11 protein-coding genes and 2 pseudogenes are annotated in these 13,200 nt (G+C 73.6%); 5 read left to right on the top strand and 8 right to left on the bottom strand.

Translation table 11 applies throughout. The features are described from left to right. Positions 1 to 67 precede the first annotated feature (67 nt). Complete coding sequence (locus ACZ3UD_RS01685) at positions 68 to 220, bottom strand: cupin domain-containing protein (RefSeq protein ID WP_465581380.1); 153 nt, start codon at positions 218 to 220, stop codon at positions 68 to 70. Positions 221 to 523: 303 nt separating this feature from the next. Between ACZ3UD_RS01685 and ACZ3UD_RS01680 the strand changes: the two genes are divergently transcribed. After that, positions 524 to 856: a LysR family transcriptional regulator substrate-binding protein gene (locus ACZ3UD_RS01680; protein ID WP_465581091.1), complete on the top strand. Its 333-nt coding sequence runs from the start codon at positions 524 to 526 to the stop codon at positions 854 to 856. A 21-nt stretch (positions 857 to 877) separates the two neighbouring features. On the opposite strand, the gene ACZ3UD_RS01675 is transcribed toward ACZ3UD_RS01680, so the two are convergent. Further along, positions 878 to 1,732: a helix-turn-helix transcriptional regulator gene (locus ACZ3UD_RS01675; RefSeq protein ID WP_465581089.1), complete on the bottom strand. Its 855-nt coding sequence runs from the start codon at positions 1,730 to 1,732 to the stop codon at positions 878 to 880. A 103-nt stretch (positions 1,733 to 1,835) separates the two neighbouring features. On the opposite strand from ACZ3UD_RS01675, the gene ACZ3UD_RS01670 reads away from it, so the two are divergent. After that, a complete protein-coding gene (locus tag ACZ3UD_RS01670) occupies positions 1,836 to 2,570 on the top strand; it encodes an SDR family NAD(P)-dependent oxidoreductase (RefSeq protein WP_465581087.1) in 735 nt (244 codons plus the stop codon). Here ACZ3UD_RS01670 and ACZ3UD_RS01665 read toward each other — a convergent pair. From ACZ3UD_RS01665 to ACZ3UD_RS01650, 4 genes and pseudogenes are all read right to left on the bottom strand, one after another. Then, positions 2,558 to 3,214 carry an HAD family hydrolase gene (locus ACZ3UD_RS01665; RefSeq protein ID WP_465581085.1) on the bottom strand — a complete coding sequence of 219 codons (657 nt, stop codon included), beginning with the start codon at positions 3,212 to 3,214 and terminating at the stop codon, positions 2,558 to 2,560. The two genes, ACZ3UD_RS01670 and ACZ3UD_RS01665, sit on opposite strands and share 13 nt — an antisense overlap. Before the next feature lie 530 nt (positions 3,215 to 3,744). Then, positions 3,745 to 4,470, bottom strand: a pseudogene (locus ACZ3UD_RS01660) (Ig domain-containing protein); the annotation flags it as partial. Between the two features lie 210 nt (positions 4,471 to 4,680). Further along, a pseudogene (locus tag ACZ3UD_RS01655) lies at positions 4,681 to 5,298 on the bottom strand (trypsin-like peptidase domain-containing protein); the annotation flags it as partial. Between the two features lie 185 nt (positions 5,299 to 5,483). After that, positions 5,484 to 5,729 (bottom strand): hypothetical protein, encoded by a 246-nt coding sequence (locus ACZ3UD_RS01650; RefSeq protein ID WP_465581083.1) that lies wholly within the window; start codon positions 5,727 to 5,729, stop codon positions 5,484 to 5,486. Between the two features lie 96 nt (positions 5,730 to 5,825). On the opposite strand from ACZ3UD_RS01650, the gene ACZ3UD_RS01645 reads away from it, so the two are divergent. Both ACZ3UD_RS01645 and ACZ3UD_RS01640 read left to right on the top strand, forming a co-directional pair. Then, positions 5,826 to 6,947, top strand: a complete 1,122-nt coding sequence (locus ACZ3UD_RS01645) for an alpha/beta hydrolase (RefSeq protein ID WP_465581081.1) — start codon at positions 5,826 to 5,828, stop codon at positions 6,945 to 6,947. Positions 6,948 to 7,095: 148 nt separating this feature from the next. Beyond that, positions 7,096 to 9,531, top strand: a complete 2,436-nt coding sequence (locus tag ACZ3UD_RS01640) for a glycosyltransferase family 39 protein (protein ID WP_465581079.1) — start codon at positions 7,096 to 7,098, stop codon at positions 9,529 to 9,531. Positions 9,532 to 9,618: 87 nt separating this feature from the next. On the opposite strand, the gene ACZ3UD_RS01635 is transcribed toward ACZ3UD_RS01640, so the two are convergent. Beyond that, a complete protein-coding gene (locus ACZ3UD_RS01635; protein ID WP_465581076.1) occupies positions 9,619 to 11,184 on the bottom strand; it encodes an alpha/beta hydrolase in 1,566 nt (521 codons plus the stop codon). Positions 11,185 to 11,354: 170 nt separating this feature from the next. After that, positions 11,355 to 12,365, bottom strand: a complete 1,011-nt coding sequence (gene moaA, locus ACZ3UD_RS01630) for a GTP 3',8-cyclase MoaA (RefSeq protein WP_465581074.1) — start codon at positions 12,363 to 12,365, stop codon at positions 11,355 to 11,357. Between the two features lie 141 nt (positions 12,366 to 12,506). On the opposite strand from moaA, the gene ACZ3UD_RS01625 reads away from it, so the two are divergent. After that, positions 12,507 to 13,109, top strand: coding sequence for a nucleotidyltransferase family protein (locus ACZ3UD_RS01625; protein WP_465581072.1), 603 nt, complete (start codon positions 12,507 to 12,509; stop codon positions 13,107 to 13,109). The last annotated feature ends 91 nt before the right edge of the window (positions 13,110 to 13,200 follow it).

Here is a 13,200-nt window from a genome sequence, read left to right as displayed (position 1 = left end):
CCGGCCGTCAGCTGCTGCCGCTGCCGCTGCCGCTGCCGCCCAAGGCTCTGTCTACACGGCGTTGCTTCTAGTCCGGCACCTCGACGATCAACAAGGTCCCCCGGCTGCCCGCCCGCACCGCGTGCCGCGCACCTGCCGGCACCTGACACAGCTCGCCGGGGCTGACCGTCAACTCCTCGCCCTCCACGTCCAGTTCGAGGAGGCCGTCGGCGACGAACAGGCTGTTCAGCCGCGCCGGAGTACGGGTCCGGGCCGGCGCCGCGCACGCGGAACGCGGGGTGGCCGACCGCTGGCCGATCTACTGGACCCACCCCCGCGCCCACCGCCCCACCCGCGACCTCTCCCAGGGCTGGGGCAGCAACTCCCAATAGCGCACCGACTTCCGCCTCGACCACCGCACGCCCGGCGGCGACCTGCTCAACGTCGCCGAGGACGCCCCGATCGACGGCCACCCGGACCTCGACCCGAACGACTACAGGAACCTCGGCCCCGAGGAACGCCTCCTCACCCCCGCCGACTGCCCGTGGCGCATCCGCTGGCCGGACGGAGCAGCCTCACCTCGGCCGAGCTCGACGGTGAGCCGGTCCTCGACGCCCGGGCGCGGCGGACCTACACACTGGACGAGAAGTTCGAACTCATCGCCTCCGGCCAGGGCATCGCACTCGTCCCGCTGAGCGTCGCGGGCTCCTACTCCCGCCCCGACCTCGTCTACCTTCCCGTCACCGACTTCCCGCCGGTCGCGACCTGCCTGGCGGTCCCGGAGGACGGCGACGGCCCGGGCCCCGTACGGGACTTCCTCGACATCGCCGTCGCCACCCTACGCCCACTCGCTCCCGGACCGGCCCACTCGCTCTGACCGGATCGCTCCCCGACCGGATCACCCCCTGACCGCGAGGTCCTGGCTGCCCACCACCTTGAGCAGCCGCAGCGCCGAGTGCGAGGGCGTGCCGGGCGCGGCGGTGTAGAAGATCGTCCACTGGTCGCGGTGCGGGTCGTGCAACGCCTCGCAGTCGAGGTCGAGCGGGCCGACCACCGGGTGGAGGATGCGCTTGCGGGTGGAGCGGCGCACCTCCACGTCCTGCCGGGCCCACAGTTCGCGGAACTCGGCGCTGCCCGCGTGCAGCCGCTCGACCAGGCGGCGCACCCCGCTGTCGGCGGGGTAGCGGGCGGCGGCGGAGCGCAGGTCGGCGACCGCGCGGCGGGCGAACGTGTCCTGGTCGCAGGGCTCGTAGAGGGCGCGGGCGGCCGGGTCGGTGAAGAAGCGGCAGACGAAGTTGCGCTCCGCGGGCGGCAGGGCGGAGAAGTCACCGAGCAGCGCGGCCGCCATGGCGTTCCAGGCGAGGATGTCGCGGGCGGCGCTGCAGACCATGGCCGGGGTGTCGTCCAGCCGGTCGAGCAGGTGCAGGATGCCCGGCCGGACGTCCCGGGGCAGCACGGACGGGGGCAGCGGCGGTTCGCCGACCAGGTGGTGCAGGTAGGCGGTCTCGTCCTCGGACAGCCGCAGGGCTCGGCTGATCGCCCCGATCATCTGCCGGGACGGGCGCGGCCCCCGGCCCTGTTCGAGCCGGATGTAGTACTCCACCGACATGCCCGCGAGCTGCGCGACCTCCTGGCGGCGCAGGCCCGGGGTGCGGCGTCGCCCACCGGAGGGCAGGCCGACGTCGGCGGGCTGGATGCGGGCGCGCCAGCGCCGCAGGAAGGCGGCCAGCTCCGCCCGGTCCACGTGTTCCACGCCGTCAAGTCTGGCCCGGCCGCCGCGCGGCGACCATGGGACCGCCGATACCACCCTCGACAGTGCTCTCCCGAGCCCGGCGCCACTGGGCGAACGTCGAGGCATGACAACCAACCGCATCGTCCTGATCACCGGCGCCAACAAGGGCATCGGCCTCGCCACCGCCGGGGAACTCGCCCGCGCCGGGCACACCGTGCTGATCGGCGCCCGCGACCCCGAGCGCGGCGCCGCGGCCGCCGCCGGGCTGACCGCGCAGGGCCTGGACGCCCGCTTCGTCCGCCTGGACGTGACCGACCCGGCCACCATCGCCGCCGCGGCCGAACTGATCGCCGCCGAGTACGGCCGGCTGGACACCCTGGTCAACAACGCGGGCATCACCCGGGACCTCGGCACCACCCCGGAGGACCTGCCCGCCGAAGCCCTGCGCGAGACCTACGAGACCAACGTGTTCGGCGTCGTCGCCGTCATCAACGCCATGCTGCCGCTGCTGCGCAAGTCCCCGGCCGCGCTGATCGGCAACGTCTCCAGCGGCCTCGGCAGTTCCTCCGTACTCGCCGACCCCGACACCCCGGCCGGGGAGTACGCGGCGCTGCTCGGTTACAACTCCTCCAAGGCTGCGCTCAATGCCGTCACCCTGGTCTACGCCCGTACCCTGCGCGCCGACGGCATCAAGGTCAGCGCGCTGGAGCCGGGCCACTGCGCGACCGACCTCAACCACCATTCCGGCCCGTCCGGCGTCGAGGAGGGCGGCCGCCGGATCGCCCGGCAGCTCGGCGAGGCCCTGACCGGGCCGACCGGCCGGTTCTTCCACCCTGAGGGCGGCAACTACCCCTGGTAGGCAGCAATGAGCCCGGGCAGCTCGCGCATGTCCTCGAAGACGACGGTGCCCGGCCCGGCCAGCCGCTCCGCCGCCGTGACGCCGCCCGCGTAGCCGAGCGCGCGCATCCCGGCGGCGCGGGCGGCCGCCACGCCGGGCCCGCTGTCCTCGACCACCACGCAGGCGGCCGGGTCGGCGCCCATGCTCCGGGCGGCGTGCAGGAAGAGGTCGGGCGCGGGCTTGCCGCGCCCGACCTCGGTGGCGCTGAAGATCCGCCCGGCGAAACGCTCGTACAGGCCGGTCCGGCCCAGGGTGTGGCGCATCTTCTCGTGGGTGCCGCTGGAGGCGACGCAGGTGGGCAGCGTGATCGCGTCCAGCGCCTCCGGCAGGCCGTCCACCGGCGTCAGCCCGGCGTCCACGGCCTCGGCGTGCAGCTCGCGGAACCGCTTGTCGAACAGCGTCGCGGTCTCCTCCCCGAGCCGCTCGGCGACCATCGCGTGGTTCGCCGCCTCCGAACGCCCGACGAACCGCTCGACCACCTCGGCCTCGGTCAGCGGCCAGCCGAACTCCTCCCCCAGCCGTACCAGGACGCGGACGGCGATCACCTCGCTGTCCACCAGGACGCCGTCGCAGTCGAATATCACCAGCTCTATCGGGTCGATCATCCGATGAGCATAGGGGAGCGCGATCCGGTCAGGGGCCTGGCGGCGGGAAGTTCGTCGCCGACGCGGGGACGCTGTCCGGCAACCGCACCGGGTTCGAGCACGGGAAGTCCGCCACGACGGCCTGGCGGCCTTCAGCAGGATGTCGAGGATCGCCCGGTGGCTTCTATCCGGCATCGGACAGCTGAAGTGCGTGCCAACCGCGACTCGCACGTACGGCCTGCCTATGCGCGTGCTCTCCGGGTTGTCACACCGGAGCCCTAGGCTCACCTCGTCTGGCTCAACCCACCCTTGCACGTCCGCACCGAAGTCGAGCGGGCTCTTGGATACCTTCGAGCCCGCGTCGTAGAGGACCTCCATGGTCAACTCGTCCACCAACCGCACGTCGACGCTCAAGACGAGGTACTCCGCGTTCCGAACCCCAGTCGGCAGCCTAACCATCGACCCTTGCGGTGTAGGGAAGTTGAGCGAAACATGAGCAATCGACAGGGCCCGGCGGCCGGAGCCGCCGGGCCCTTCACGTCAGCGTGGGGTCAGCTGGTCTGGACGGAGGTGTCGTCGATCACGAAGCTCGTCTGCAGCGAGGAGTCCTCGGTGCCGGTGAACTTCAGGGTGACGCTCTGACCCGCGTAGGCGGCGAGGTCGAAGGTGCGCTGCTGGTAGCCGGCCGCGGCGTCCACGTTGGAGTAGGTCTTCAGCGTGGTGCCGTTCACCGACACGGTCAGCTTGTCGTACGCGGTCGAGCCCGACTCGGCGGTGTCGATGTGCAGCCAGAAGCTCAGCGTCGCCTTGCAGCCCGCCGGGATCGTCACCGTCTGGGACACCGTGTCGGTGTGGGTGCTGCCGTAGCCGTTCAGCCACGCCTTCCACGAACCGCCGTGCGCCGCCTGCGAGGAGCTGTTGTCGACCACGCCCGAGCTCGCCGTCCACGGCGCCGCCGTGCCCGTCTCGAAGCCCGGGTTGCCCAGCAGCTGCGCCGGGGTGCAGGTACCGCCGCCACCACCGGTGACCGCCCAGGTGAAGCTGGTGGTCCCGGTCTTGCCGGCCGCGTCGGTGACCGTGACGGTGACGGTGGAGGAGCCGGCGGTGGAGACGGTGCCGGAGATCAGGCCGGTGGCGGAGTTGATCGACAGCCCGGCGGGCAGGCCGCGCGCGCTGTACGAGAGCGGAGCGGTGCCGCCGGAGGCGTTGATCTGCAGGCTCACCGCTCCGCCGACCGCGGTGGACTGGTCACCGGGGCTGCCGACCGAGACGGCGCTACCGCTGCCGCCCGGCTTGGTGAGCAGGCAGCCGGGCACGGTGAGGTCGACGGCGCGGCTGGAGTTCAGGCAGGTGGTGAACCAGTAGGTCTCCTCGCCGTAGCTCTGGCCCTTGGTGGCCGTGGTGGTGCCGTCGGCGGCGACCTCGCAGGGGTTGTTCAGGGTGCACATGGCGCCGTCGTCGTTGCCGGTGTTGTTGATGCCGACGATCCGCCCGCTCGCGGAGTCGATGATCGGCGAGCCGGAGGTGCCGTGCGTGGTGTTGCAGCCGGAGCTGTAGCGCAGCGAGTCGTGCCAGGTCCACTGGTCCTCACGCAGGGTCGGCACGAACCCGTTGACGGAGCAGTTCCAGACCTGCTTCCAGTACGAGGACGGGATGTACATCGCGGCGCCGTCGGTCGGGTGCGCGTCGTTGACGGTCAGCGCGGTGGCGCCGTACTTGGAGCGGATCGACCCGTAGGTGTCGGTGAGGCGGTAGAGCGCGACGTCGGTACCGGTCATCGTCGCGTAGATCACCTGGTCGGCCTGGACGGTGCCCAGGCTGTTGCCCGCGCCGTCCAGCAGGGTGCCGCTGCGGCCGGCGCTCTGGTTCTGGATGACCACGCCGGCCGCGGGCATGGTGGGCAGGCAGTGCCCGTTGGTGAGCATCATCGCCCGGTCGCCGTCCACCGAGGCGGGGAAGCGGACCAGCGAGGCCGAGCAGTCGTCCAGGGCGATGGTCGACGTCAGGTCGGCCGCCTGGAGGGCGTGCGCGGGGGCGGCGGCTAAGGCCAGCCCGCTCGCGACGACGGCACTCGTGCCGGCCACCGCGACAAGTCTCTTGAACATGGCTCTCCTTGTGGGGGATCGCGGGGTGCCCGGCTGGTCGCCGAGGCCCGCGCCGCACGAAAGTGCCATGGCCACTTCAATGGGTCAACCGTTCTTGCACAACTCGCCACTGTCCGAGGCGGGCTGTGCCACCGAATGGCAACAACCCGTCCCGGTATGCCCGTTACGGACCGACCTGGTGAACGCTACGGCTGCGCAGCGGAGTTCTCGTCCACCCACTCGATGTCGGGGTTGGCGTTGCCGTCCTCCGCAAGGAGGGCGACCCCCTCGATGGTGGTCTGCTGCCCCTTGGCCACGTACACCGAGGCCACCGACGTGCCGTTCGCCAGGGTCCGCGGCTGCGTCTGCGGCTTGGGAAGCTGCGGAACGGTAAAGGCGGTCCGGTAGCCGCCCGCCGTCAGCTTGGTGAGCGCCGCCCATGCGGGCGACATCGCGCCGAGCACGAACCACCCCGGTCAACCGGCTTCCGACGATCACCCGAAGGGGCCGCCCCGGCCCGCCCATCGGGGTCAACTACGATCGGGCTCGTGCTTAGTCTCACCGGCCTCCCCCTCCAGATCATCACCTCGGTCATCGCGATCGTCGTCTTCGCCGCCACCATGTGGCTCTGGCCGCGGTTCGGCGGCAAGGGCTGGAAGGCCTGGCTGGGCCGGATCGGCGCGTTCCTGGCCACCCAGGTGACGGTGCTGGCCGCGATGGGCCTGATCGCCAACAGCTACTTCGGCTTCTACAGCTCCTGGACCGACCTGCTCGGCACCAGCGGCAAGCTCGGCACCGTGGTCGACCACACGCCGAACGCCTCCGGCGTGGCCGTCACCGGTCAGCAGAGCTTCTACTCGGCGCAGGGCTCGGAGCCCGATCGCTCCGGGCTGATCCAGAAGGTCGCCGTCAAAGGAGCCGGCAGCGGCCTGACCACCGAGGCGTACGTCTACCTGCCGCCGCAGTACTTCCAGCCGAACTACGCCAAGCAGCGCTTCCCGATGGCCCTGGTGCTCACCGGCTACCCGGGCACCGCGGAGAAGCTGATATCGCTGATGCAGTACCCGGCCTCCACCCTCGACGCGATCGAGCAGAAGAAGCTGCCGCCCACCATCCTGGTGATGACCCGCCCGACCCTGGTCGGCGACCGGGACACCGAGTGCGTCGACGTGCCGAACGGCCCCCAGGTGGAGACCTTCTTCACCACCGACCTGCCCAAGGCCCTCGCCACCACCTACCGGATCGGCACCGACCCGGCCAACCGGGCCGTGATCGGCAACTCCACCGGCGGCTACTGCGCGCTCAAGTTCGCGCTGCGCAAGCCCGACTCCTACCCGGCCGCGGTCGCGCTCTCCGGCTACTACAGCGCGGCGCACGACCCGACCACCGGCGACCTGTTCGGCGGCAGCGACAAGCTGAAGCAGGAGAACGACCTGCTGTGGCGGCTGAAGAACCAGCCGCCCGCCCCCGTCTCGCTGCTGCTGACCACCGCCAACGACGAGAACAACCACGAGGAGACCCAGGCCATGGTCGGCGCCTTCAAGGCCCCGACCAAGATGTCGACCATCACCCTGGACACCGCCGGCCACAACTTCCACACCTGGACCCGGGAGATCCCCCCGGCCCTGGAGTGGCTGGGCAGGCACATCACCATGCCGCCCGCCGCGTGACGACCCGGTGAAGGCCGCCTGAAGCCACGCCCCTCCAGGTAAAGCCCGTCTGAGACCCGGCCCCTTCCGGGTGGAAACGGGGCAGATCACACGCGTCTCACAGCCTCGTCTCACAGTTCTCTCAGCCGCGCCACGCACGGTATGGCGCATGACCACGAGCAGCTACTCCCCTCCGGCCGGCGACCCGTGGCCCGAGGCCGCGAACTACCCGCCGCCGGAGGTGCCGCAGCCGGGCGCCGTCCGGTCAGACCCGGCACCGCTCTTCCCCGAGCAGCCCCTGCCGCCCGCCGGCCCCAAGGGCGTCGCCTCCTGGTCCGGGCGGCTGCGCACCCTCCCGGCTCGCGCCTGGCGCGGCCGCGCGGACGACCCGCGCTGGGTGCGCCCGGCCCTGCTGGCGCTGCTGGCCGCGACCGCCGTCCTCTACCTGTGGGGTCTGAGCGCCTCCGGGTGGGCCAACGCCTTCTACTCGGCCGCCGTCCAGGCCGGCAGCCAGAGCTGGAAGGCCTTCTTCTTCGGCTCCTCCGACGCCGCCAACTTCATCACCGTCGACAAGCCCCCGGCGTCGCTGTGGCCGATGGCGCTGTCCGCCCGGATCTTCGGCTTCTCCTCGTGGTCGCTGCTCGCCCCGCAGGCGCTGATGGGCGCCGCCACCGTCGGCGTGCTGTACGCGACGGTGCGCCGCCGCTTCTCCCCGCTCGGCGGCCTGCTGGCCGGCGCCGCGCTGGCGCTGACCCCGGTGGCGGCGCTGATGTTCCGCTTCAACAACCCGGACGCGCTGCTGGTGCTGCTGCTCACCCTGTCCGCGTACGGGCTGGTGCGGGCGATCGAGACGGCGAGCACCCGGTGGCTGCTGTTCACCGGGGCGATGTTCGGGCTCGCCTTCCTCACCAAGACGCTGGCGGCCTTCCTGATCCTGCCCGCCTTCGCGGTGATCTACCTGGTCGTGGCGCCCACCGGCCTCTGGCGGCGGGTGCGGCAGACCCTGCTCGCGGGCGCGGCCGTCGTCGTCTCCGGCGGCTGGTGGGTCGCGATCGTCGAGCTGCTGCCCGCCTCGGCCCGCCCGTACGTCGGCGGCTCGCAGGACAACAGCTTCCTGTCGCTCACCTTCGGCTACAACGGCCTGGGCCGGGTCGACGGCAACGAGCGCGGCAGCGTGGGCGGCGGCGGACGCCCCCTCACCGGAAACCTGCCGGCCGGCGCGACGCACAACCGCGGCTGGGGCCAGACCGGCATCACCCGGCTGTTCGGCAGCGACATCGGCGGGCAGATCGCCTGGTTGATGCCGGCCGCGCTGATCCTGCTGGTGGTCGGCCTCTGGGCGACCCGCCGCTACGCCCGGCCCGACACCGCCCGCGCGGCCTTCCTGGTCTGGGGCGGCTGGCTGATCTCCACCGCGCTGATCTTCAGCTTCATGTCCGGGATCTTCCACCAGTACTACACGGTGGCGCTCGCCCCGGCGGTCGCGGCGCTGGTCGGCATGGGCGTGGACGGGCTGTGGCGGGCGCGGCACCGGCTGCCGTACGCGCTGCTGCTGGCGGGCGTGCTCGCGGTGACGGCGGTGTGGGCCTTCGTCCTGCTCGGGCGCAGCTCCGACTTCCTGCCCTGGCTGCGCTGGGCGGTGCTGGCCGGCGGGCTGGCCGCGGCCGCCGCGCTGGTGGCCGGGCAGTTCGCCGGGCGGGCCTCCGGACGGACGGGCGCGCGGATCGCCTCGGTGGCGGGCCTGCTGGGTCTCGCGGCGGCGCTCGGCGGTCCGGCGGCGTACGCGGTGGACACCGTGGACACCGCGCACAACGGCTCGATCATCACCGCCGGGCCCTCGGTGAAGGGCGCCTCCGGGCCGGGCTCCTTCGGTCGCAAGGGCGGCAAGGGCTTCCCGGGCGGCCGGACGTTCGGCCAGGGGGGCCAGGGCGGCCAGGGCTTCGGGCAGGGCGGCCAGGGCTTCGGCGGCCAGGGCTTCCCCGGCGGCGCCGGCGGCCAGGGCTCGCACGGCCAGAACGGCTTCCCCGGCGGCGCCGGCGGCTTCCCCGGTTTCCCGGGCGGCCACGGCGGCAACGGCACCGGCTCGGGCACCGGCTCCGGCGGCACCGGCGGCCGCCACGAGCGCGGCGGCGCCTCCGGCTTCCCCGGCGCCCAGGACCCCGAGGGCATGGGCGGCCCCGGCGGCTTCGCCGGCGGCATGGGCGGTCTGCTCGGCGGCACCAAGGTCAGCGACGAAGCCGCGGCCCTGGTCTCGCAGGACGCCGACCACTACACCTGGGCGGCCGCCACCAGCGGTTCGCAGAACGCCGCCAGCTACCAACTCGCCACCGGCAAGCCGGTGATGGCGCTCGGCGGCTTCAACGGGACGGACCCCTCGCTCAGCCTGGCCGGCTTCCAGAAGTACGTCCAGGAGGGCAAGGTGCACTGGTTCATCGGCGGCGGCTCGCACCGCGGCTTCGGCGGCGCGGGCGGCGAAGGCGGCCAGGGCGACGAGAACGGGCAGCAGACCGAGTCCGCCCAGATCGAGGCCTGGGTGACCAGCCACTTCACCGCCAAGACGGTCGGCGGCGCCACCTTCTACGACCTGACGGCCCCGAAGTCCTGATCCCGGACTCGCCCGGAGGGGGCGCACCGCGTTCGCGCGGTACGCCCCCTCCTCGTCTGTGCGGCCGGAGTCCGCGCGGCCGAGTCGTCAGTCGGACGGGCAGCGCGTCCCGGCCGCCGGCATCCGGCCGTCCACCAGGAACGCGGTGACGGCCTCGCGCACGCACCCGCTCTTGTCGTACGCGGTGTGCCCGTCCCCGTCCCGGGTGAGCAGCACGGCGTTCGGCAGCCCGGCCGCCATCCGCTGCGCCCACGGGTAGGGGGTGACCGGGTCGCCGGTGGAGCCGATCACCAGGATCGGGGCACTGCCGGGCGCGGTCACGGTGTGCGGCTGCTCGGGCGAACGGTACGGCCAGGGGCGGCAGTCCGGGAGGAACAGGGTGGCCTCGGGGGCGTGCCGGGTGGTCAGCGGGGCCTTGGCGGTGAGGTCGGCCAGGGCCGCGTCCAGGTCCCGCCCGGTGGGCGCCATCGGGGCGTCCGCGCAGTGGATGGCCGCGAAGGCGTCCGCCGCGGTCTGGTAACGCCCGTCCTCCATGCGGCCGTTGGCGCCGTCGGCGAGCTTGAGTAGCTCCTCGGCGTCGCCGTGGGCGACGGCCGGTTCGAGGGCGCCGCGCAGCCGCTGCCAGGAGCGGCTGCCGTCGCCCAGCACGTCGAGCACGCCGGCCCAGCCGAGCGCGGCCGTGACGGTACGGCCGTCGGAGCCGCGCAGCGGGTGGGCCTTGAGGCCGTCGAGGAAGTCCGCGAGCCGGTTCGGGGCGGTGGCCGGGTCGCTGCCGAGCGGGCAGGGGTCGGCGCCGGTGGCGCAGCCGGCGGCGAAGGCGCGGAACTCGGCCTCCGTGGCGACGGCCTGTTCGCCGTTCAGGTGGATCAGGTCGGTGCTGCGCTCGACGGCGCCGTCCAGGACGAGCCGACCGGTGCGGTCGGGGAACTCCTCGGCGTAGAGGGCGCCGAGGTAGGTGCCGTAGGAGAGGCCGAGGAAGTCGAGCCTGCGCTCGCCGAGGGCGCCGCGCAGCACGTCCATGTCACGGGCGCTGTCGCGGGTGCCGACGTACGGGAGCAGATCGGCGTGCCGGGCCTGGCAGGCGTCGGCGAGGATCCGGCCGTGGTCGTAGGACGGGTCGTCGGTGCCGATCCACTCCTCACGGGTGCGGTCATCCAGGCAGTGCACGGGGATGGTGCCGCCGGCGCCGCGCGGGTCGAAGCCGACCAGGTCGTAGTGGTCGTGCAGCGGGCCGAAGCCCTTCCAGCCCCAGCGGGCCGTGTTGACGCCGGAGTTTCCGGGCCCGCCGGGGTTGAGCAGGAGGGAGCCGATCCGCTCACCGGGGTCGGCGGCGGGCACCTTGGCGAGGGGGACCTCGATGGTGCGGCCGCCGGGGTCGGCGTAGTCCAGCGGGACCTTGAGGGTGGCGCACTGCACGACGGGCTCGTCCTGGTCGCCGTCGCCCTGGTCGGGGCAGGGTGTCCAGTCGATCCGCTGGTCGTAGAACCCCTTCAGGGCCGGGGAGGTGTCGGCGGCGACCCGCTCGGCGAGCGGCGGGCGGCTCGTCGGGGCGGCCGTCGCCTGCCGACCGCCCGGGCTTGTGCAGCCGGCCGGCAGGGCGAGCAGGAGGGCGGCGAGCGCGGGCAGGGCGCGCCGTGGGAGGCGGGGGGTCATCGGGGCCACCGCCCACGAATACCACCCGTCCCCCTCCCGGGGCACATCGCACCCGTCGCACGCCCGGCCGGGGGATCGCCCGTGGGGGGAATCCGTCGAAGCCCGCGCACCTTCGAAGCCCGCGCACCGTCGGAGCTCGCGCACCGTCGAAGCTCGCGCGCCGTCGGCGGTCAGCCGCCGATGGCGGACATCGGGCGCTCCGGCCGGACGAACCCGGCGCTGTTGACGGCGTGTCCGGGGCCCTTGCCGGCGATGGAGGTCCGCCAGGCCGCCTCGATGCGGTCGTCGTCCGCCCCGTCGCGCAGCAGGGCCCGCAGGTCGGACTCCTCGGTGGCGAACAGGCAGTTGCGCAGCTGCCCGTCGGCGGTCAGCCGGACCCGGTCGCAGCCGCCGCAGAACGGGCGGGTGACGGAGGCGATCACCCCGACCACCGCCTGCGTCCCGGCGATCCGCCACTCCTCCGCCGGGGCGTTGCCGTGCCGCCCGACGGGCACCAGGTCGAAGCGCTCGCCGAGCCGGGCCAGGATCTCGTCCGCCGTCACCATCGCGTCGCGCTCCCAAGCGCCTTGGGCGTCCAGCGGCATGGACTCGATGAAGCGCATCCGGTAGCCGTGCCCGACGGCGAACTCGACCAGCGGGACGATCTCGTCCTCGTTCACCCCGCGCACCGGCACGGCGTTGATCTTCACCGGGTCCAGCCCGGCGGCCTTCGCGGCGGCCAGCCCCGCGAACACGTCGTCGATCCGGTCCCGTCGGGTGACCGCCGCGAAGCGTTCGGGCCGCAGCGTGTCCAGGCTGACGTTCACTCGCCGCAGCCCCGCCTCCCGCAGCTGGGCGGCCGTCCGGGCCAGGCCGATCCCGTTGGTCGTCAGCGACAGCTCCACTCCCAGGGCCGCCAGCCGACCGACCAGCCCCACCACCCCCCGACGCAGCAGCGGCTCCCCGCCGGTCAGCCGGACCGAGCGCACCCCCAGCCGCTCCACGGCGATCCGCACCAGCCGCACCACCTCGTCGTCCCCCAGCACCGAGTCCCGGGCGAGCCAGTCCAGCCCCTCCGCCGGCATGCAGTACGTGCAGCGCAGGTTGCAGCGGTCGGTCAGCGAGACCCGCAGGTCGGTGTGGACCCGGCCGAAGCGGTCCACCAGCGGGCGCCGCGGCTCGGTGTGCGGTGCGGTGTTCATCGACCCAGTACAGAGGGCGGGCGGCCCGCGGGGCCAGCGGCCGAACCGCCGGGGACCACCGCCGACCTGCGCCTTCGCCTTGTGGATTCGTACAACCACGGGGTGCTGCGCGACCTCGCCCCCACCGGGCAGGCTGGGCCCATGCAGAACACAGCAGCCGGCGTCCCGGCCCTCGTCCTCGCCGCCGGGGGCGGTCGCCGGCTCGGCAGGCGGCCCAAGGCGCTGATCCGGTACGCGGGCCGGCCGCTGGTGGAGCACGCGGTTGCCACCGTACGGGCCGGCGGCTGCCCGGACGTGACGGTGGTGCTCGGCGCGGACGCCGAGCGGGTACGGGCCACCGCGCACCTGCCGGGCTGCCGGCTGGTGGCCAACCCGGACTGGGCGCAGGGCATGGGCTCCTCGCTGCGGGCCGGGCTGGCCGCCCTGCCGCCCGGGGCCCCGGCGGTGCTGGTGATGCTGGTGGACACCCCGGGCGTCACCCCGGCCGCGGTGGCCCGGCTGCTGGCCGCGCACCGGGCGGGCGCCGAACTGGCCGCGGCGGCCTACGAAGGGCGTCGCGGGCACCCGGTGCTGATCGGCGCCCGGCACTTCGCCGAGGCCGCCGCGGGCGCCTCCGGCGACGCCGGGGCCCGCGCCCTGTTGGGGGCCCACGCCGGGGAGCTCGCCCTGGTCGAGTGCGCGGACGTGGCCGTCCCGGACGACCTGGACACCCCCGCCGACCTGGAACGCTGGTCCGCGCGCTGAGCATCCTCCGTGCGCCGACCGCGCATCCTCCCTGCGAAGGGTGTCGGCATCGCCCTCGCCGGGCACCGTTCCCTGATCCGTCCCTGAGGAT

This window comes from Kitasatospora sp. NPDC023118 (genome assembly GCF_055560875.1).
Note: the sequence above shows the minus strand (reverse complement) of the source record. Positions and strands in the feature narration are given on the sequence as shown.